A 19,619-nucleotide genomic window follows, 5' to 3' on the forward strand; every position below is an offset into this window, starting at 1 on the left:
TATAATTGTAACAATTATTATTATATTATGAACATATATCTATGTCAATGTCTATTTGTTAAGTATTTTTAAGTATTAGTTACAATTATATAATAAATATTCAATAATTTTACATATAAATTTGATATTCTTCTTATTTTTACAATAGTTATATATGTTATAATATGTTTATTAAATTTTGTGTAGGTGATTTAATGATAAAAAACGCTAAAAATACTGTTAAACTAACCCGACTTGATGGGTTAAATAATTTAAATTATCTGTTAAGCTATGATGATAAAAACTATTTTTTGAAATGTAATTTTAAAGATAAAAATAAAAACTTTACTTATGAATATAACCTTTTAACCTTATTAGACCTTAACCACATATGTCCTAAAGTAATCTATAAAGATACTTGTAGCTACACTATAATAAGTGAGTTCATTTCAAATTCACGTATAGATGAATCTACTTGTACAGACCCAAAATTTCTTTTAAGTTTATCTAACAAATTAAAAAATATGCACAACCTAAAATGTGATTATATATATAATCCCTTTAATGAAATAAGAAAAAAACTAACTATACTAAAAAAAGTCAATTTTAAATTTTCTAATGAATTTATATTTATAATTAGCAAACTTGACGCTATTGAAAACATTTTGTGTAATGATATAAATTATGGTTTATGTCATAATGACTTAAACCCATCAAATATCCTTTATAAAAATGATGAAGTATTTTTAATAGATTTTGAATTTAGTGGAATGTGGGATATTTTTTATGATATTGCAACATTTTGTTGGCTACTAGACGATAATTCTAGAAAAATATTTTTAATGTCTTATTTTAATAATTTTTCACAGGAATTACATCTTAAATTTAAAAGATATCTTTTTGTAGTTAAACTATGGAATATATGTTGGAGTTATGTAAAATCATTCTCTTCAACATCTGATTATGATTATAAAAAAGGTGGCGATCTTGTTCTTATAGATCTATATAATGACTTAAAAGACGATAAGTATTTGTAAATACTTATCGTCTTTTATATATGTTTTTTAATTATCACTGCATATCTTATTATCTACCTTGGAGTTGTATAAAATTCCTATTGTAACTACCATGGCACCTAATATTTTATTAATTTCTATCTTTTTATTTATTAAAAAATCAATTATAATACCAGCTACTATCTGACCTATAAATAGTAATAACATACTATAAACCACAGGTATTTTGGGTATTATTATATTAGAAGTATATACTATAACAACACCTATAATGCCACCACAAAATACAAATATAGGTATATTTTCAAATTCCACCATAGATAATTCAACATTACTTCCTACAATTAAAAGCACTATCATAGAACATAACAGTCCTACAATATAATTTATTAAAGTACTTTGTAATACTCCTATTCTTTTTCCTAGCGATGAATTAATTACCATAGATAAGGTTGTTAAAACTCCACCTATTATTGCAAGTATATACAAATTTTCTCCTCCTATCCTATTGTCATTACTATTAACCCTACTATTATAATAGTAAATCCCATTAACTTTTTAATATTAAACTTATACTTTTTCATTCCAAACAAGCCATAATGGTCTATACATGAAGAAAATATTAACTGTCCAAATACAGCCAACGATGTAGTTAATGTAACACCTATTCCCCCTATTGTTATAATATTACTTAAAGTTAAAGCTACTCCTACAGCACCACCTAGAAATAAATATTTAGGAACATCTCTTTTAATGCTTACACTTTCTCTTTTTATTATCATAATTAAAATTATTGCTATTAGTCCAACTAAATGAATTATTATAAGGGAATACATTGATCCAACTTTACCTTCTAATTGACTATTAAACGTAATCATAACAGAAATTAAACTTCCTATAAAAAGTGCTAAAATATTATACATTGTTAATCACCCCAATACTATATAGAGACAAGCTCCAATTTAAACTTATTCATCAAATTTTTGTTATCAGTTGAGAAAAATAAGTACAAATATAGTTAGTTAAGAACCTAGAAGTTTAAATCTTCTCACATTAAACTCATATAAAGTTTAAAGATAATAGAAGCATAATTAAGTATTTCAATTAAAAAGAGATAATTAATAATTAAGAGTTCAGAAGGAAAGTAATACCACTTTCTTTTAATCTAATAATATAATTTCCTTTGCAAATTTATAAAAATATACGTTGAGAATTACTAGGAGCAAAGTGAATAGTAATAGCCACAACTGTTAACCATTCAATCTTAACTTTTAACTAAAATAATCTGTAAACTATTAGTATAATATTAATCTTAAATTTTCTCATTTGATAAGTTCATAAATTTAAAAGTCAGTTTGGAACCCTATAACTTAATCAAATTAGATATATAATATCAAAATAATAATCTATTATATAGGACAAATGTCCTATATAATAGATTTAAATAGAATTTTTTTAATTTTTGAATTATATAAAGGAGTGTTTTAGTTGAAAAAATCTAAAAACAGAAAATTAATAAATGCTTATTTAGAAAAATACGCATTAAATAAATACCTAAATGAAAGTTTGTCTCTATGTTGCGAACTTCATACATTTGACAAAAATGAAATGATTTGTACTCTAAATGAAGATATGAAATATATATATTTCTTAGTTAAAGGTAAAGCAAAAGTTTATACTCTTCTCTCTACAGGCAAGTCATTACTTATATGCTTTATAACACCTCTTTCGGTAATGGGGGATATTGAATTTTTGGATAATTCAGCTGCTGATTGTTCTGTAAAAACAATTGAATCATGTCACCTTATAGCAATTCCTATTGATAAAGTTAAAAAACTTGCATATGATGATTCTGTTTTCTTAAGATTTATAATATCCTCTTTAGAAAAAAAGCTGAGAAACAATTCTATTTTTAGCTCAATAAATATGTTATATCCATTAGAAAATAGATTTGTAAGCTATATATTATCCTTACCTATTAACAATAACAATACTGTTGAAATAGATGAATTAACCCATATATCCGAGCTTCTAGGTTCTAGCTATAGGCACTTAAATAGAGTTATTAGAAATCTTTGTGAAAAAAACTTAATAATAAAAAATTCTAATTTAATAACAATTTTAAATATGGATGAACTAAAAAAGTTAGCAAGAGATATATATATAAATGAAAAATAATAAAAGCTATAAACTATTAAAAATAAATAGTTTATAGCTTATTTACTACGTTAATTACTTATATATTTAAACTTAACAAAATTTTCACCTTCAAATTCTAACATAACAACCCACGGCATTATATTTTTTATTCTTTCAAAATGCTCATATTTAAAAGTTACATCATAATAGTTTATAATAGTACTTAATGCTGTACCATGAGTTCCTATAATTATGTTTTTATTATTATTTTTTCTTAATATACTCTTTAAAGCATTTATATTTCTTTGTTGTACTTCTAATAAACACTCACCATCTTCAATTTTATAATTGAAATCCCTCCACTGATTTTTTGCAAAGCTATCAAAATCATCTAGCCATTTATTACAAATTCTTCTTTCTCTAAAATCTTCTACAATATTAATCTTTAAATTTAACATTTGTGCCACAGGTAAAACTGTATCTATAGCTCTTTTATACGGACTTGAATACACTTTATTTATATCTTTATTCTTAAAAAGCTCACATAAACTTTCACTATCTTTAAGACCTTCATCGGTCAATGGTCTAGTCAGATCATCCAAAATTTTAAAGTCTGGTTTTGCGTGTCTTACAAAATATATTTTAGTCATAATGATTTCCCCCTTTATATTGCTTTTTAACTACTATTATAATTATATTACCATAACCTCTTCATCCTAGATTACCTCTCTTGTTTCTTTAAAACCCACACTTTTATAAAATTTTTTGTAACAATATTTTCAGGTACAACACTTGTAAAAAACTTAATTTTTCCTAACTTACACCTTAAATTTTTCAACAATTTCATGATAACAATTCTTCCATATCCTATTTTGATACTTTTTATCAATCATAAGTCCACTTAATTTTCATCTATTTGTGTCATGTTAATCTCTATTAAATTTAGTTACATCCCCAATTAATCTAATTTTATCACTATCTAAAATTATACCTCCAGTATCTTTAATAGCATAAACTGTAGTTGCCTTTTCTTCTAATGCTTTTTTTATACAGCTATTTTCCATATCAGTTTCTGCATAATGAACCTCAATATAAAAATTTTCCTTTATTAAACCTAACCCTTTTAAATATATAAATTCAGGATAGTCTTTATCTGGCGATATATAATAATTATTTAATTGAATCAAAGCACCTGCACTTACACCTATAACTATTTTGCTTTCATTTATACTACTGAGTATATCTTTCTCTAAAACGTGCTCAACTGCCATATCTGGGAGCCCACCTGTTAAAAATACAACATCACTACTCTTTATTACCCTTTCCATATTATCTTTGGTATCTTTAAAATAATTGATAAAAGTAATATTTTCTTCACTAATACCTAAATCTATAAAAGGCTCAACTATTTGCTTATAATATTTACCTGTTTCCTTGTTATATGCTCTTTCCCAATCTACAGAATTACATATAGCCTTATTACTAAAAGCAAAAGGAACAACTACAACTTTATTATAAGAATGTATATATTTTTTTATGGTATCTCTAGCCCATTCTTCATGAAAATTATATTGACTTAATAACATATTCACCATATTATTGTCCCCCTTTTTATAATATCTTTTGGTAGCTTATTTATTGATTTCAATTTAATTATTAACAAAATTTCATCAAATTTATTCGGCAAATTCCTTGATATACTCCTTAAATTGTGAGCCACATCTTGTTAACTCACCCATAACTCTCTCTATTCCTTTATCTGTCTTAAACCAATTACTCTTATTTATTCCTTGTACCTCACATGGACAAATTATTAATTCTGAATCTGGATATGCCCACTTATAATACATAAGGCAACGCCTTGCATGAAAATTTTTACAACAAATTATTGCTCTTCTTATATTCAACCCTAACTTATCTGTAACCATACGAGATTTGAACGCGTTTTCATATGTATTTTCAGCATTGTTTTCTTTTAAGATTGCGTTTTTATCAACACCATTCTTAATTAAAACATCATAAAAGAAGTCCCATTCTGTGTTATATGCATTATTATATTCATCTGTTTTTGATGATGGACTTGGAAAATATCCATACTTAGGACTGTATTTTCCAGAAGGTAAAATAAGTGGTGCATACTTATTCTCCCAAAGTTCTGCTGCTTTTTCCCCTAATTCAGCATAGGACCCTCCAGGTATAAAAATAATATCTGCTTTTTTAAGGTTATTTTCAAAAAATATAAAATTTGTTATATCATTTATAGATTTCATTCTTCCCCCCATAAACTATTTAATAAGTTTATTTTTAATTTAATATATATTGGATTTTGGAGCCTTATTGTTTTTATTATAGAACTTTACTTGTCCCATATCTTTCTCCATTTCCCTTAAACTTAAAGTTCTTTTTCCATAGCTAAAAACTCCATTTCACCCTTAACAGTTTTTTCAATGAACTCATTAGTTACTTTAAAGTCTAAACTTTTATAAAGCCTAATTGCTCATTCTACCACTTTGTTTCAACAAGAGAAATCAATCCATTTGCTGGGGTTTCACCCCAATGTATATCAATCTAATATTATTTCTGAGCTTTACACAAACTAATTTACAGACTAAAGGATTTGCTAATACATATCGGCTTCCTTTTTTAAATATCCTATTTCGGTTTAATAATAAATTTATTTTGTTTTCTTATATAGGATTCCAAGTTGACTTTTAAAATTACTCATTCCAAAACTTGGATACCCGAAATAGTGATACTAGCTCATAAGCACCTAAACTCAATACTTAATTCTGTATAAAAATATTTTTAAGTTATTAAATAAATCTAAATTTGAGCTTGTATCCCTATATTAAAGTATCTTCTTACTTTTTAATCTTTATTACATTATATATTGTTGCCACGCCTATAGTTTGTCAGCCTTTGTTGCTATCCAAGTAGGAATATAAGTATCCAATAAATCATTCATTGCCTTATCTTCATAGAAGCCTGAAATAACAAAACCTGCTTCTATTTGTCCATGTATTTGATCTTCTAAAGTATGCCCAAAACACATAGGTTCATTTTGATCTAAAACTAACTCTTTAAATTCTTCTTCTGATAAATCTTTTAGATCTGAATATGGCACCTTATGTCTAACTACTAAGTTGCCTTGTTCTAGTTCTTTTAAGTCAAATATATATTGAATTGGATTATCGAAACCAGCTATCAATGTTCCACCCTTCTTTAAAACACGATAAGCCTCTCTCCATAGTGGTAAAATATTATCTATAAAACAGTTTGATACTGGATGAATTATAAAATCAAAATAATTATCTTCAAAGACAGATAAATCCCTCATATCACCTTGAACTGTATTTATAGTTAATCCATCTCTCTCTGCTACAAACTTATCTTGATTTAACTGATTAGGCGAATTATCAAAAACAGTAACTTTTGCTCCTGTAGCGGCTAAAATAGGCCCTTGTTGTCCCCCACCTGATGCAAGGCATAAAATCTTCTTACCTATAAGTTCTTTTGGAAACCATGATTTAGGCACGGCTTTGGTTGGAGTTAATACAATACTCCATTCTCCATTTCTAGCTTTTTCAACTGCTTCTTTGCTTACTACCTTTGTCCACATATTTCCTTTATCAACTTCTTTATTCCAAGATTCTCTATTATAATTAATAAAATCCATTTCTATTTTTAGTAGTAGATTTTGTAACTAATAATACTAAGTAATCAAAATACTATATTTAAAACTATCTACTACTTTCTCCCTTCCTTATTTAATAGATTCATTTTTAATGTAATATATACTACTTTCCTAATAACACATTAAATAATCATCAATTATATGTTTGTGTGTTTCAGCTATATTCAATTTTTTCAATTCATTATAACTAAAATATCTTAATTCTAATGATTCCTTACTACATATTAACTTATGCCTATTCTCTAATTTCACTAAATAAACAGCTGTTATTATCCTCAATATATTTCCATCAGGATATTCAACTATACGTGATGGATCTGAATAAATTCTCCAAAAACATAATTGATTTTCTTCAATATTAAGTGATGTTTCTTCCTTAATTTCTCTAATTATGCCTTGTTCCAAACTTTCATCAATCTCTAAACCTCCACCTATCAAAGCCCATCTATTGCTATCTGTTCTTCTTTCTAATAATATTTCCCCGTTATATTCAATTATTGCACTAATTCCTACATTATTTGGCTTATTAGGTTTTGGGGCCTTATTATTCTTATAGTAAAATTTTGCTTGTCCCATATCTTTCTCCATTTCTCTTAATAATTAAAGTTCTTTTTCCATAGTTAAGAACTCCATTTCGCCCTTAACAGTTTTTCCAATGAACTCATTAGTTACTTTAAAATCTAAACTTTTATAAAGCCTAATTGCCCTTTCATTAAACTTAAGCACTGATAACCCTATAGTTTTTAAATTATATTTTTCTTTTATAAAATTTAAAATTGAAGTTAAAAATTCTTTTCCTAGACCTTTGCTTGTTAAACTAGGTCTTAACTGCACTGAAAAAGTTACCTTATCACTTAAATAAATTGCACAATTCCCTACAAGTTCATTTTTATCACTATAAACAGAAAAAACATTATTATCATTTGGAAAACTTTTGACATAATCAATTTTCCCCTGTGAAAAATCATTATCAAAAAATGAATATATTCCACCATATTTCCATGTTAAAAAATCTTCTACATCTTCATTAGTTACCCTTCTTAATTCATAGTTCATATCTAATCCCCTCTTATTTATCATTACCTTTATTTATATACTGTTGCCATATTTCCTATTTTGCTTCCTTTTTATATTATAATTCTATATAGTTGTTATTTTTGTAAAAACTTGTAGCACGCATTGTAACTTATATATATACATTGTTCATATTGTTTACATTCTATTAATTTAATAGTTCCTTTTCTATTATATTTTATTTTCTACTGTAAAAATAAAATATAATTTTCATTTTCTTATAAGCTTAAACTTTAAATATTTTTCATTTATATTATAACTTCACCGAAATCTTTCTAAATTTAGATTAGAAAAGCCTCTCAAGCTTATATTCAAGAGGCTTTTATTTTTATTCTTTTATTTCATTAAATATTGTCCTTCATACCTAAAAGATTTTTAAATCCGTTTGCTAATTTCATGTTAAAATATGCATAATTAATTCTTATATCTTCATATAATCTTCTTGTTCTTGGACTATTTATTTTAAAATCCTTCATTGTTAATCACTCCTATAAACTTATAGCATAAAATATACTATATTTTAAAAATATTCATACAATTTTCCTCTTGTTAATATTTATTCGATCAGTAATTAAACTTTATTTTTATAATTTTAATCCACACATTTTCATTTTTATTTCTCTTATTTAAATTGAATATTTTTTAAATTATTAAGCATTTCATCATCTATACTTTTATTTGTAAAAATATAGAACATTGGATTCATAAATATATTATCATGATTCGCAATATCTAAATTTTTTGTAACCAAATACACATTATCATCTACACTTATAGTAGACCTTTCCATAGTATCCTCTTTATTTGCATATATTTGAATTTTATCTTCTATATCATAATTTCCATAAAACAATGATGAACTTGGGAAAATATCACAAAATTCAATTCCAACCCTATAAGTTTTTATTTCATTATTAGAATCTTTAAACGTGACAAAGTTCTTCATCATATCATTTCCAATATTAAAGAAATTTCTATGAGCTAAAAGCATATTCTTCATAAACTCTCCTGTACTATTAATAATTTCAGAAGTATGACATAATACAGGAACTCCTGGCAGCATCAAATAATATTCATTAATTTTCAAGCCTTTATATTGCTCATTTTCAGTTATATTCAAGGATGTTTTTATGCCCTGCCATTGATTTCCACATGTATCTGTCATTTTAACAAAGTTTGTTATAACTTTTTCATTTAATAAACTTGTAGATTGAACGTACCAATTTCTAGGTACAGTCTGCATTCCACCAAACCATGGATTATACCATGTTCGCATTTCTGAATTTGGAAACTTACTATGGAGATATTCCTCATTTTTATAGGTTAATGAATATATTCCACTTGTAAAATCTGGAGAGGACTTAATGGTCATCACCCCATTATTTATTGAATAAATGTTAAATCCTTCATATTTTTTTATCTGCGTTTTAAAGTCTACATCTTTAATTTTAAATAAGGCAGAATTCTTTTCAAAAAGTAATAAACCTAAGTCTGCTTTAACAGAAATAATATCAGAATCATACTCATCCGCCATTGATGTAAAAACTTCCATGGCCAATGTCATATTTTCAAAGCTTTTTTCTATACAACATACTAATCCCTTTTTTGAGTCAACTTTTATTTTGCCTTTAATGGGAATTTCGTTATATTTTCTTAGTTCTACTGAAACACCATCTTTAATAAACGGATTTCCTTTATTTATAGATACTTCACAATCATTAGTTGTGTATAAATTAAGAGTTTTGTTATCTTTTAAATTATCACCTTCAGCGTTGCATATTAACCCCTTCTGAAATGTCTTCAAAGCGAAACTTCTCAAATCTTGCCAAGTTTCGAAAGTTGTTAATGCTACATAAATTGCTTTAGTAGTTTTTTTACTTTTTCCATTAACTATGCCAACATTCTCTTCAAGGTATATGTAAGGCCACTCTCCAAAATGAAGAAGTTTGTCTTTATCCCACCAAAGGCTACGTGTATTATTATCATCTCCTGAAAAGATCCAATTTTCACTTAGCAATTCACTTTTAAATGGAGTTGTATCCTCTAAAGCCATATCTGATAACTTAATAAATTTGTTATTATAAGGTATTACTCCTCTACTTAGTTCATCATGATATATTTGTTGCTTTATTAATATTTCCTCATCTGTTTTGTTATCACTTAAATTGTATACTTCAAAATAACTCTGAGCAATGCCAGTTATGTGAAGCTTTACTATTAAAGTTACCTTCATTTCACTATAATTATTAAAAAAATAATCTCCTTTGAGAATCATATGCTCATTTTCTTCATACCAACAAATATTTTCTATTTTCTTACTTATAAGTTCATTATGATTAGACATTTCAAATTCAGGAGTAAATAAAACTATTTCTCTAAATTGATTCTTAAATTTTCTAAAGCATATGCAGTTGTCATCCTTAGCTAAAATAACTGAGTATGCACCATTTACAATAATATAATCAGTATTTGTCTCTCCTCCAAATTTTCCTCCTCTTCCTTTAAAAAACTCTATTACATTAGCTTTAAATTCAATTTTTTCTCCACTTTTTAAAATAGCAGTAACATTAATCCACTCTGAATAAACTGTTGGTTTTTTGAGATAGTAAGGTACTTCTACTGAATTTTTTTCATTATCATTAAGCTTAACTTTAAAATCTCTATTCTTTAATTCTATATTTTCATTTTTATTAAGTTTAAATTCAAAAGTAGCTTCTTCACATAAGTTATTTTTAATGTTTATATAAAATTTTGAACATTGTCCAGAAACTCTCTCGATACTTTCTGATAAAATATTTATTTTTGCTGGTAGCCTTGTCAATATTCCGACCTTAAACAAAGCTATTTTATTATTTATGAAAATTTGTGATACAACTGCTGGATATATTTTTTCATCATAGATTTCATCATCTGAAGACTCAATATAAAACTCACCCTCCACTATTTCTTTTTCATGAACATCTACTTCCTTGTTTAATTGAAATTTTATATTCTTATCATCTTCACCTTTTATTTTTATTTTTATTGCTTTTCCTGTCTTATTAATTATTTCATAGAACACTTTGTATTTTTTTCCAAACATAAAAGTTTCATCATTAATTATTACAGATATTAAATAATCATCCGTCTCAATAAGTCGTAATCCTCTACTACGACTTTCAAATTGTAACCTTAGTTTTTTATTATTTCTTTCCCAATTATATTCATAAAATTCAGAACCATTCTCTTCAATTCCACTAGGCTCCATGTCCATATTTTGCTTCAAACCACTATACCAATCCTCATTTTCGAAGTATCCTTTAAGAGCTTCTATTTTTAAAATATATGGTATAAAGCTTATGCAATGAGAACATTTGTTCTTTTCCAAGAAAAATCCGCAACGCTTATAAAATGGTATAGATTTCTTATTTGAAGACCATGTATGAAGATCTATCATTGAATAATCGAGTTCTAAAGCTCTATTAACTACAGCTTTAATAATTTCTTTTCCAATTCCATTACCATGACAGTCATATCTCGTATTTAATAACTTTATCTTAAGTGCTTCTTTTTGAGATAATAAAGCACAGTAGCCTAAAACCTCTTTATTATTAACAGCAAGAAAAGTATTTAAGTTTGAATTAGATTTATGTGACTCTAAAATACTTTCCTCAGTTACATTTGCATAACTTCCATTCCATCCTTCAGTACTCATTGTCCACATCTTTGCAATAGCCTTTGCGTAGGTTGGAGTATATTCTACAATTTTCAAACCATCCATAATCTTGCCCCCTTATGTCATATAGTTATAAAAATATATCCATTTAACTTTTTATAGATTACTTATTATAATTACTAACATCTTCATCAAAATACATTTGTAAAGAATAATAAGTTTCACCATTTATGATTCTAAAAACTCCATGATTATTATCATCAGTATATATTAAACAGCTACTTACCTCTTTATTTTTATATGCTTCATTAAAAATAAATTTTGCTGAATAATTTATTTTTCCAAGCATATTATTTACAAAATTTAAATCTCTTTTTTCCATTTTTCTATACATATTTTTTGGTCTCCTTTTAGTATTTAAATGGTTATCTACAGAGTTTTAAATTATTTCTTATAAAATTTAGAAGTTTAAAAATTATACCTTTTCAATTTATACCTATAAAATTTTAATTACATATATTTTTACTTCCTGCTAAATTTTCTACTTCATTTATTATTAATTCTGGATTAAAACGATAAATACAATGAGTCGTATTTTTAACTTCTATCACTTTCCCATTTGTAGATAAATCCACAACCTCTTTAACAATTCTTTGCCATGTATCTTCCATTATTATAGCTTTTTCTCTTTCAACACCAATTTTTATAAGGTTTGAAATCATCACTTCCCTATCCCTTACCATTATTCTTAACGGAATTTCAAGTATATTATCAAAAGATTTTATCTCACTAATACTTTCATCAAAACCTTCATATTCTAAAGCCATAGTTCTATACATTTTAGGCTGTAATAAGAATTCTAAAATATTATCTTTTGCTGTCTTAGACAATTTCATCTGCTCGTCCATAATTTTAGGATTAACTTCCTGTTCAATTTCTTCCTTAGTTTTATGTGATAATCTATTCCAAATTTCAATCATTTTATCTTTGGAAAACCTTTCCTTAACTAATGGCAATTCTTCCATTTCATTTTGCTTAATTGTATTAGGATCTATTAGTAGCATCCCTATAATTTTTTCTGGGTACAATTGAGCAAAATGCTGAACACATAATCCTCCAAAAGAATGCCCGACCAATATAATATTTTTATTAATACCTTCTTTTTCTAATAACTTATTTAACTCTTTTGCAATTTGTCCAGTAGTACGTTTGCCCTGCTCTAAAGAACTTTTACCATATCCTGATCTATGATAAGTAAATACAGTCATCTTTTTAGAAAGTTCTTTTGTTATAATACTCCAATCATCAAAATGAGTACCTATACCTAGCTCAATTACTACTATTATCTCTCCATTTCCTATTCTTTTAATTTCATACGTCTTATTACCATCTATTTCTACAATTTTATTCATCCTAAAGCCCCCTTACAAAATGTATATTTACCTTGCATTTCCACTCTTTATATATTATATTTCTATTTCATTGCCGTTTTTATAGAAACTAAAATTTATTTGCCCCATAAAAACCTATATTAATGTCTTTAAGTTATGAATTATTATATCTGGCCTATCCAAATAAACTTCATGGTCGCTATTTTTAGCAATTATTGATTTCCCTTTGCTTGACAATTTCGACAACTCAACTTGTAGCTTATGCCACTCATTTTCATATAAAATTGCTTCCTTTTCTGAAATATTATCTTTCCCCCATCCTCTTTCAGCTACATTATTATCTCTTGTTATTACTATAAGTTGAATATTAGGAAACTTACAACTGCTCTTAATTTCATTACTATCTATATCCCAACTATATCCCAATTTTCAAATTTCTCCACAATAGTTTTATGTAGTGTTGCACTTGTGAAAAATCCTTCTACAGATTCCATATCTATATCCCTTATACGATTTTCATAAGATGAAATTATATTTCTATTCTTCTGCTTTCATTCTTCTTTTGATTTTTTTCAAGAATTAATATTTTCCTCTATTATTTTATATATTTCAATGAGAGAGTTTATCACTGGGGTATTAAGCATGTACAGTTTTTTAAAATTGAAAGAAATAGAGTCAATTAGTATTATACCTTTTAATTTATAAGAGTAGATTTTTGCATAGCTATATATACATAATCTTCCAAAAGAATGTCCCATTAAAATAAATTTATCTTTTATTTCAAATCAAATTCATTCATATCCCTCTTCCTTTCTCATTAAAACCTTTCAATATATAAATAACGTTGCCTTAATAAAATAGCAATTACTTACTAGTTTAATGTGAATTTAGTAATTTTGCTATTTCATTATCAATTCCTTCTCTCCTCCTGCAATTACTACAGCTTTATCTTTATAATAATTCATAATAACCTTCTTTCAAAAAATCATTATAATTTTCTATCTCAAATTCCAACTTTCCTTCACAATTTAATTTGTAGATTGCAACATCTGAAGTTTTAAATAGTTTATTTTTATTGGTCCATTCAATATCTTTTACAATGTGACATATTATATTTATTACACCACCGTGAGTTACAATTAAAATATTTTCGTTAGAATGTTTATATTTACATATCACATCATCAAACCATCTTTTTACTCTCTTATAAAAATCATCTGGACTTTCACCATTAGGATATTTCTCATCCATTCTTAAAGTATTAAAAAACAATCCAGGATATTTCACTAATGCTTCTTTATTCAACATTCCTGCTAAATCGCCATTGTTCATCTCTCTTAACTCTTTATCAAGTTCAACTCTTACATCTATTTTTTTTACTACTTCATTTGCTGTAGATAACGCTCTTGGTAAATCACTTGAAATAATTTTTGTTATTTTAAACTCTTTTTGCTTGAAATAAAGAAATTCGGCAAGTTTTTTAGCTTGTTCTTTGCCTTCCGATATCAAATCTAACTGACTCCATCCACCTCTATATCTCTCATCATCTTTAGCATGTCTAACTAAATAAATATTCATTTTAAACCACCTCTGCAATAGTTTTAATACTTTTTCAATTTATTAACAATCAATATGATTCTACTTCTGTCATAAGTAATTCTTCTAAATAATCTGCCTTTGGCCTCTTATCTTTGTTGAAGAAATCCTTTACAGAACTTGAATCTGATTTAATAAAGACTAATGATTTAAATTCTGGAACTACATTGCTCATTTTCAATCTTTTTATATACTTTTTGTATAATTCAATGTACTCCTTCTCACTAATTTTTAATTCAACTTTAAATACTAATCCTATAAAATTATGTTCTCCTCCGCTTTGTATATACTTAGGCTGAACTTTACATATTGTATCGGTATCATATAGATTAATTCCTAATTCCTCATATAGTTCCCTTTGTATATTATTATAAATATCAATTTTGCCTTCAATTAAATCCTCATCATCAAATCCTCCTCCACAGCACTGCAATCTATTAGGCAATGCTGTATTACAAGCCATTTCTCCTATAACAAAACTTGAGTCTATAGTTTCAACTAATATAGATACATAAATGACCCTACACCCGTACTTTTCTATATTGTTATGAATTGTGTACAAATAATGGGCATAATCCGTAGATTGTATACATACCTTTAAATCTTTTCCTATACTTTCTATATTACTTATAGTAAATACAGTTCCCCTAGTAAAATTTCTTCCAGATTTTAATAATTCTTCCCAATGTGCCTCTACTTTTTCGGTTACATAACCTGGCATTATATATTCCTTATCATATATAATTTCAACATTTCCATCTATTTTTCTTATAAACATTTATTTCATTATATTCCCCTTCTAATTTATTAAGTATTAATTATCTATTTTTCACATTTATTTATCATATGTTTTATTCCATCTAGTATTTCTACAATTTTATTTCTTCTTTAATCTCTTTATCTATATATTATATTTCTATTTCATTGCTATTTTTGTAGAAATATGTAGCATATATTGTAACTTATATATACGCATTATTTACATTGTTCATAAGAAGTTAACTTATTTATTTCTTTTATTTTTTATATTAAATTTTATTTATATATTAAATAAAAATAGAGACATCACCACAAATTTCAAAACTTTCATGGCAATATCTCTATTATTATATAGATGTCTATTTACATTTTACATAAGCCTCTCTAAAACATATTCCTTAAATTTTTCAAAGTTACCACTTTCTACTGATGTACCTTTATCTATTTTATCATTTACATAATCATATTCTGCAAAACCATAATTAAATTTAGGACTAGATACTCTAACTTTGGTATCATTGATTGTGTATACAGCTTTATTTTCTAAAACTTTAGTTAGAAATTCTAATAACTCTTCACAAGATTTAACTTTTCCTTTTAAAATCATTTTCAAACTATAATAAAATAAATTATAAGAACCACTTAATTCAGTCATTTGTCCATTTCTCATATAAAATGCTTTTCCTGTGTTATAAAAGTATTTCATAGATTCAAAACTTAAAGCCTTATATTCATTATTAATTTCTACTTTTTCATCGTATAAGTCTTTTAATCCATCTAATATGCTTTCCCAACTTCTTGTATTTAATGATTTATTATCATTTATGACTTTATTAAATTTATCAACTGACTTTTCAAAATCCTTTTCTTTATTTACTATAGTACCATTTACTAAAATTGTATATTCACCATTCTCATATACTAAACTTATTTTCTTTTCCATAATAACACGCTCCAAATAATTAATAATAATTATTATATCATATTGATTATTATTTTTCATCACTAAATTCTTGCCATCATTCTATATATAAATTTACTATTATATACATTTTAAAATAACCTAAAGTTCTAAAATACTTATTATAATTTTAAAATTATTCAATAAAAAACTTTTAAACTTATAAAGATTTTATAACTAAAATTTCAAACTTAAATTGAAAAATTAGCTTTAAATTCTATACCTTTTAATTTGAATTCATGTAACTTTATAGAAATCATGTTATAATTAGTATATAAATTAATAATAATTTTTTTAAACATAAAAGGGGAAAAATAATGTATTTTAAAGAGATGAATATTTCAAACATAGAACTCATTGTAGATATGTATGTTACTACTTTCAATTCTCCACCTTGGAATGATGAGTGGACAGTTAAAACTGCTTCAAAACGACTATGTCAAATGATGAATTGTGACGGTGCATATGGTCTTATTGCATATGAAGATGAGTTAATTTGTGGTATGATTTTAGGAAATGAAGAACAATTTTATAACGGAATTATATTTAATATTAAAGAATTTTGTGTTAGAAATGATATTCGTAATAAGGGTTTTGGGAAGATGATTTTGGAAGAATTTGAAAAACGTTTGAAAAATAAAGGGATAACAGAGATTGTATTATTTACTTCAAAAGATGATAGTAATGAAAAGTTTTATAAAAAAAGAGGATTTCATACCTTTGACAAACTTGTTATGATGGGTAAAGAATTATAGAATCCTATGTATTATAAAAAATAATTTAGAGGGTACTTAAAATCACCCTCTAAATTTATCTATATTTGAAATTTAGCTTGTAAAATTATTTAATCTTCTTGTTTTGTTTTAGCAATAACAATTTCTCTTATACAAACATCTTGTGGCTGATTATATGCAAAATCTATGCAATTTACTACTTGCCTTGCTTCTAAACCACTTTCTATAGTTTCTTTCCACTGATTATAATCATGCTTTATATTCTCATCAGTTGTATGTGATAAAAGTGACGTTTCAACAACGCCTGGCGCTATTGTTATAACCCTTACATTACTACTTGCAACCTCTTTTCTTATATTTTCTGAAATTGCATGAACTGCAAACTTTGTTCCACAATACACTGCATGATTATCAAAAGTTTTTCGACCTGCTATTGAACTTATATTAATAACAGTACCTTCATTTCTTTCAACCATATCTTTTAATACTATACTTGTACCTGTTAATATTCCTTTTATATTTACATCTATCATATTATCCCATTCAGTATAATCTTGTTTTTCTGGATTCCCTAATAACATAATTCCAGCACAGTTTACTAAACAATCAACTTTGCCGTATTTACTTTCAGCTTCTTTTATTGCTTTTTCCATTTCCTCTCTATTTGTAACATCAACAGATTTACATATAGAGTTTTTTAGATTTAAACCCTCCATAATCTCTAGTCTTCTTGATATTAATAAGACTGGATGACCGTTTTTAGAAAACATTTTTGCTGTTTCCATTCCAATACCTGAACTTGCACCTGTTACTACAATTAATTTCTTCATATTTTACCTCCATAGACTAAAATTATAATTTTTTATTGTTTATATAGTTTGTATAAAACTATAGTTTTAAATTCTAATTGCCTTAAAGCATCAATCATTATTTTGGGTATCCACCTTTTTGAATGAATAATCTTAAAAATCCACTTAAAATCATATAGTTGCAAATTAATTATACCTATGTTAATTTAATCTTTAAAGTACGCACTTAATTGTTATATAGTAACCTAAAGGTTACTATATAACAATTAAGTTATTCATTTATCAAGTGAGAAAACTTAAATAAGCTGTCAACTAATAATATAATATAAATAAATTTTTTAACGGAGGCTTATATGAATAAAATTAAAGTTGTTTGTGAAATGGAGATAACCTTAAATGTAATTGGTGGTAAATGGAAACCATTAATATTACATTTGTTAATATATGAGGGTACAAAAAGATTTGGAGAAATTAAAAACTTCATAGGAAATATTTCACATAAAACATTAACAAACCAATTAAGAGAATTAGAAACGGATGGACTTATTACAAGAACTGTTTATCCAACAGTTCCACCTAAAGTTGAATATAGTATTACAGAAAAGGGAAATAGCTTATCTAACATTTTAGAAGAAATGTGTAAATGGGGTGAAGAAAATCTTACTGAAAAATACGAACTTATTAATCCATTATGTGAATAATTTCAAGATTTTATATAAGAAATAACATAACATTATAAATAATTTATCATATTATATAATGATAGTATTTATGAGGTTTTATTATGACCGGATTTATTTTGTATTTTTTAGCTACTATTCTTCTTTGTTTTTCTTTTTTTAAAAGTAAAGAAAAGACTAAAATAGCACTTAGGTCTTCTATCAACTCCTTTGAAGCTATTATGCCTCAATTTCTAGGTATAATTATAACCATAGGACTGATTCTTGCTATCTTAAATCCGGAAAGTATTTCTAAGTTAATAGGTGAAAATTCCGGATTTTTAGGAGTCTTAATTTCATCAATGATTGGTTCTATTACGATGATGCCAACCTTTGTTGCTTTTTCAACGGGGAACACATTGCTTAAAAATGGTGCTGGTTATAGTCAAGTGGCTGCATTAGTTTCTACTTTAACTTTAGTTGGAATTATGACTTTTTCTTTGGAAGCCAAGTATATCGGTAAAAAAGCCGCTTTTCTTAGAAACTTTATAGCTTTCCTATTTTCTTTTTTAGTAGCTTTTTTATTTGGAAAGGTTATGATGATTTTATGAATAATTTGTATAAAATTTTAAAACGTTATTCTTTCTTTTTAACCGCTTTGCTTCTATTGATAATAATATTTTTTATTAATCCATATATAGCATTTACTACTTTTGAAAGTGCTAAATCAAACTTTCTACAAATGCTAATGGTGTTGCCACCTATTATGATTTTGCTTGGCCTTATGGATGTTTGGGTTCCACGTAAAACTCTTATGAAATATATGGGTGATAACTCCGGTGCATTAGGAATTTTTTTTGCCATGCTTATTGGTTCATTAGCAGCAGGACCAATGTATGCTGCCTTTCCCTTTACAGCTGTTTTAATAAAAAAAGGGGTGAAATTTTCAAATATTATAATCTTTATGAATGCTTGGTGTGTAACAAAAATCTCAACATTACTCTTTGAAATATCCTCTTTAGGATATGAGTTTACATTAATTAGATTAATTATAGACATCCCTGGTGTAATCCTAATGGGTTATATAGTTAATTATTTTATGGATGATTATTCCCTAAAAAAACTTTATAATGAAAAATAAAAATCCACAAAA

23 protein-coding genes are annotated in these 19,619 nt (G+C 26.0%); 6 read left to right on the plus strand and 17 right to left on the minus strand.

Annotation, left to right across the window (positions count from 1 at the left end):
* Positions 1-194: 194 nt before the first annotated feature.
* Positions 195-1,016 (plus strand): phosphotransferase, encoded by an 822-nt coding sequence (locus KQI36_RS13325; RefSeq protein ID WP_216451282.1) that lies wholly within the window; start codon positions 195-197, stop codon positions 1,014-1,016.
* A gap of 27 nt (positions 1,017-1,043) precedes the next feature.
* On the opposite strand, the gene KQI36_RS13330 is transcribed toward KQI36_RS13325, so the two are convergent.
* Both KQI36_RS13330 and KQI36_RS13335 read right to left on the minus strand, forming a co-directional pair.
* Positions 1,044-1,484 carry a DMT family transporter gene (locus tag KQI36_RS13330; protein ID WP_216451283.1) on the minus strand — a complete coding sequence of 147 codons (441 nt, stop codon included), beginning with the start codon at positions 1,482-1,484 and terminating at the stop codon, positions 1,044-1,046.
* 11 nt (positions 1,485-1,495) lie between these two features.
* On the minus strand, positions 1,496-1,918 hold the full coding sequence (locus KQI36_RS13335; protein WP_216451284.1) for a DMT family transporter: 423 nt from the start codon (positions 1,916-1,918) through the stop codon (positions 1,496-1,498).
* Between the two features lie 565 nt (positions 1,919-2,483).
* Here KQI36_RS13335 and KQI36_RS13340 point away from each other — a divergent pair.
* Positions 2,484-3,173 (plus strand): cyclic nucleotide-binding domain-containing protein, encoded by a 690-nt coding sequence (locus KQI36_RS13340; protein WP_216451285.1) that lies wholly within the window; start codon positions 2,484-2,486, stop codon positions 3,171-3,173.
* A 50-nt stretch (positions 3,174-3,223) separates the two neighbouring features.
* On the opposite strand, the gene KQI36_RS13345 is transcribed toward KQI36_RS13340, so the two are convergent.
* The 14 genes from KQI36_RS13345 to KQI36_RS13405 form a co-directional block, all read right to left on the minus strand.
* Positions 3,224-3,784, minus strand: coding sequence for a histidine phosphatase family protein (locus tag KQI36_RS13345; RefSeq protein ID WP_216451286.1), 561 nt, complete (start codon positions 3,782-3,784; stop codon positions 3,224-3,226).
* A 276-nt stretch (positions 3,785-4,060) separates the two neighbouring features.
* Positions 4,061-4,729, minus strand: a complete 669-nt coding sequence (locus KQI36_RS13350; RefSeq protein WP_216451287.1) for a Type 1 glutamine amidotransferase-like domain-containing protein — start codon at positions 4,727-4,729, stop codon at positions 4,061-4,063.
* Between the two features lie 81 nt (positions 4,730-4,810).
* Positions 4,811-5,404 carry a YdcF family protein gene (locus KQI36_RS13355; RefSeq protein WP_216451288.1) on the minus strand — a complete coding sequence of 198 codons (594 nt, stop codon included), beginning with the start codon at positions 5,402-5,404 and terminating at the stop codon, positions 4,811-4,813.
* 632 nt (positions 5,405-6,036) lie between these two features.
* Complete coding sequence (locus KQI36_RS13360) at positions 6,037-6,810, minus strand: class I SAM-dependent methyltransferase (protein WP_216451289.1); 774 nt, start codon at positions 6,808-6,810, stop codon at positions 6,037-6,039.
* A 129-nt stretch (positions 6,811-6,939) separates the two neighbouring features.
* Positions 6,940-7,404: an NUDIX domain-containing protein gene (locus KQI36_RS13365; RefSeq protein WP_216451290.1), complete on the minus strand. Its 465-nt coding sequence runs from the start codon at positions 7,402-7,404 to the stop codon at positions 6,940-6,942.
* A 24-nt stretch (positions 7,405-7,428) separates the two neighbouring features.
* On the minus strand, positions 7,429-7,884 hold the full coding sequence (locus tag KQI36_RS13370; RefSeq protein ID WP_216451291.1) for a GNAT family N-acetyltransferase: 456 nt from the start codon (positions 7,882-7,884) through the stop codon (positions 7,429-7,431).
* 362 nt (positions 7,885-8,246) lie between these two features.
* Positions 8,247-8,378 carry a hypothetical protein gene (locus KQI36_RS17860; RefSeq protein ID WP_280527036.1) on the minus strand — a complete coding sequence of 44 codons (132 nt, stop codon included), beginning with the start codon at positions 8,376-8,378 and terminating at the stop codon, positions 8,247-8,249.
* A gap of 146 nt (positions 8,379-8,524) precedes the next feature.
* A complete protein-coding gene (locus KQI36_RS13375; protein WP_216451292.1) occupies positions 8,525-11,662 on the minus strand; it encodes a GNAT family N-acetyltransferase in 3,138 nt (1,045 codons plus the stop codon).
* A gap of 58 nt (positions 11,663-11,720) precedes the next feature.
* Positions 11,721-11,951 carry a hypothetical protein gene (locus KQI36_RS13380; RefSeq protein WP_216451293.1) on the minus strand — a complete coding sequence of 77 codons (231 nt, stop codon included), beginning with the start codon at positions 11,949-11,951 and terminating at the stop codon, positions 11,721-11,723.
* Between the two features lie 112 nt (positions 11,952-12,063).
* Entirely contained in the window at positions 12,064-12,969 is a 906-nt protein-coding gene (locus tag KQI36_RS13385; protein WP_216451294.1) for an alpha/beta fold hydrolase, read from the minus strand.
* A gap of 114 nt (positions 12,970-13,083) precedes the next feature.
* On the minus strand, positions 13,084-13,374 hold the full coding sequence (locus KQI36_RS13390) for a hypothetical protein (RefSeq protein ID WP_216451295.1): 291 nt from the start codon (positions 13,372-13,374) through the stop codon (positions 13,084-13,086).
* A 525-nt stretch (positions 13,375-13,899) separates the two neighbouring features.
* The gene (locus KQI36_RS13395) at positions 13,900-14,526 is read right to left on the minus strand and encodes a histidine phosphatase family protein (RefSeq protein ID WP_216451296.1); all 627 of its coding nucleotides are present in this window, start codon (positions 14,524-14,526) and stop codon (positions 13,900-13,902) included.
* Positions 14,527-14,575: 49 nt separating this feature from the next.
* Positions 14,576-15,322: a hypothetical protein gene (locus KQI36_RS13400; protein WP_216451297.1), complete on the minus strand. Its 747-nt coding sequence runs from the start codon at positions 15,320-15,322 to the stop codon at positions 14,576-14,578.
* 351 nt (positions 15,323-15,673) lie between these two features.
* Complete coding sequence (locus KQI36_RS13405; RefSeq protein WP_216451298.1) at positions 15,674-16,246, minus strand: hypothetical protein; 573 nt, start codon at positions 16,244-16,246, stop codon at positions 15,674-15,676.
* A gap of 335 nt (positions 16,247-16,581) precedes the next feature.
* Between KQI36_RS13405 and KQI36_RS13410 the strand changes: the two genes are divergently transcribed.
* Positions 16,582-17,019 (plus strand): GNAT family N-acetyltransferase, encoded by a 438-nt coding sequence (locus KQI36_RS13410; protein ID WP_061996178.1) that lies wholly within the window; start codon positions 16,582-16,584, stop codon positions 17,017-17,019.
* Between the two features lie 89 nt (positions 17,020-17,108).
* Here the strand turns inward: KQI36_RS13410 and KQI36_RS13415 are convergent, their stop codons facing one another.
* The gene (locus KQI36_RS13415) at positions 17,109-17,828 is read right to left on the minus strand and encodes an SDR family oxidoreductase (RefSeq protein WP_216451299.1); all 720 of its coding nucleotides are present in this window, start codon (positions 17,826-17,828) and stop codon (positions 17,109-17,111) included.
* Positions 17,829-18,160: 332 nt separating this feature from the next.
* On the opposite strand from KQI36_RS13415, the gene KQI36_RS13420 reads away from it, so the two are divergent.
* The 3 genes from KQI36_RS13420 (at position 18,161) to KQI36_RS13430 (ending at position 19,607) form a co-directional block, all read left to right on the plus strand.
* Positions 18,161-18,508 (plus strand): winged helix-turn-helix transcriptional regulator, encoded by a 348-nt coding sequence (locus KQI36_RS13420; RefSeq protein WP_216451300.1) that lies wholly within the window; start codon positions 18,161-18,163, stop codon positions 18,506-18,508.
* Positions 18,509-18,591: 83 nt separating this feature from the next.
* Positions 18,592-19,077 carry a permease gene (locus KQI36_RS13425; RefSeq protein WP_216451301.1) on the plus strand — a complete coding sequence of 162 codons (486 nt, stop codon included), beginning with the start codon at positions 18,592-18,594 and terminating at the stop codon, positions 19,075-19,077.
* A complete protein-coding gene (locus tag KQI36_RS13430; protein ID WP_216451302.1) occupies positions 19,074-19,607 on the plus strand; it encodes a permease in 534 nt (177 codons plus the stop codon). The genes KQI36_RS13425 and KQI36_RS13430 overlap by 4 nt, the downstream gene beginning before the upstream one ends.
* Positions 19,608-19,619 lie beyond the last annotated feature (12 nt).

The organism is Clostridium senegalense, from assembly GCF_018916625.1.
In the GTDB taxonomy this organism is placed as follows: domain Bacteria; phylum Bacillota; class Clostridia; order Clostridiales; family Clostridiaceae; genus Clostridium_J; species Clostridium_J senegalense.

Coding starts and splice junctions, on each gene's coding strand:
- KQI36_RS13325 (WP_216451282.1), top strand. CDS start 195: ATGATAAAAAACGCTAAAAATACTGTTAAACTAACCCGACTTGATGGG.
- KQI36_RS13335 (WP_216451284.1), bottom strand. CDS start 1,918: ATGTATAATATTTTAGCACTTTTTATAGGAAGTTTAATTTCTGTTATG.
- KQI36_RS13345 (WP_216451286.1), bottom strand. CDS start 3,784: ATGACTAAAATATATTTTGTAAGACACGCAAAACCAGACTTTAAAATT.
- KQI36_RS13350 (WP_216451287.1), bottom strand. CDS start 4,729: ATGGTGAATATGTTATTAAGTCAATATAATTTTCATGAAGAATGGGCT.
- KQI36_RS13355 (WP_216451288.1), bottom strand. CDS start 5,404: ATGAAATCTATAAATGATATAACAAATTTTATATTTTTTGAAAATAAC.
- KQI36_RS13360 (WP_216451289.1), bottom strand. CDS start 6,810: ATGGATTTTATTAATTATAATAGAGAATCTTGGAATAAAGAAGTTGAT.
- KQI36_RS13365 (WP_216451290.1), bottom strand. CDS start 7,404: ATGGGACAAGCAAAATTTTACTATAAGAATAATAAGGCCCCAAAACCT.
- KQI36_RS13370 (WP_216451291.1), bottom strand. CDS start 7,884: ATGAACTATGAATTAAGAAGGGTAACTAATGAAGATGTAGAAGATTTT.
- KQI36_RS17860 (WP_280527036.1), bottom strand. CDS start 8,378: ATGAAGGATTTTAAAATAAATAGTCCAAGAACAAGAAGATTATATGAA.
- KQI36_RS13375 (WP_216451292.1), bottom strand. CDS start 11,662: ATGGATGGTTTGAAAATTGTAGAATATACTCCAACCTACGCAAAGGCT.
- KQI36_RS13380 (WP_216451293.1), bottom strand. CDS start 11,951: ATGTATAGAAAAATGGAAAAAAGAGATTTAAATTTTGTAAATAATATG.
- KQI36_RS13385 (WP_216451294.1), bottom strand. CDS start 12,969: ATGAATAAAATTGTAGAAATAGATGGTAATAAGACGTATGAAATTAAA.
- KQI36_RS13395 (WP_216451296.1), bottom strand. CDS start 14,526: ATGAATATTTATTTAGTTAGACATGCTAAAGATGATGAGAGATATAGA.
- KQI36_RS13400 (WP_216451297.1), bottom strand. CDS start 15,322: ATGTTTATAAGAAAAATAGATGGAAATGTTGAAATTATATATGATAAG.
- KQI36_RS13405 (WP_216451298.1), bottom strand. CDS start 16,246: ATGGAAAAGAAAATAAGTTTAGTATATGAGAATGGTGAATATACAATT.
- KQI36_RS13410 (WP_061996178.1), top strand. CDS start 16,582: ATGTATTTTAAAGAGATGAATATTTCAAACATAGAACTCATTGTAGAT.
- KQI36_RS13415 (WP_216451299.1), bottom strand. CDS start 17,828: ATGAAGAAATTAATTGTAGTAACAGGTGCAAGTTCAGGTATTGGAATG.
- KQI36_RS13420 (WP_216451300.1), top strand. CDS start 18,161: ATGAATAAAATTAAAGTTGTTTGTGAAATGGAGATAACCTTAAATGTA.
- KQI36_RS13425 (WP_216451301.1), top strand. CDS start 18,592: ATGACCGGATTTATTTTGTATTTTTTAGCTACTATTCTTCTTTGTTTT.
- KQI36_RS13430 (WP_216451302.1), top strand. CDS start 19,074: ATGAATAATTTGTATAAAATTTTAAAACGTTATTCTTTCTTTTTAACC.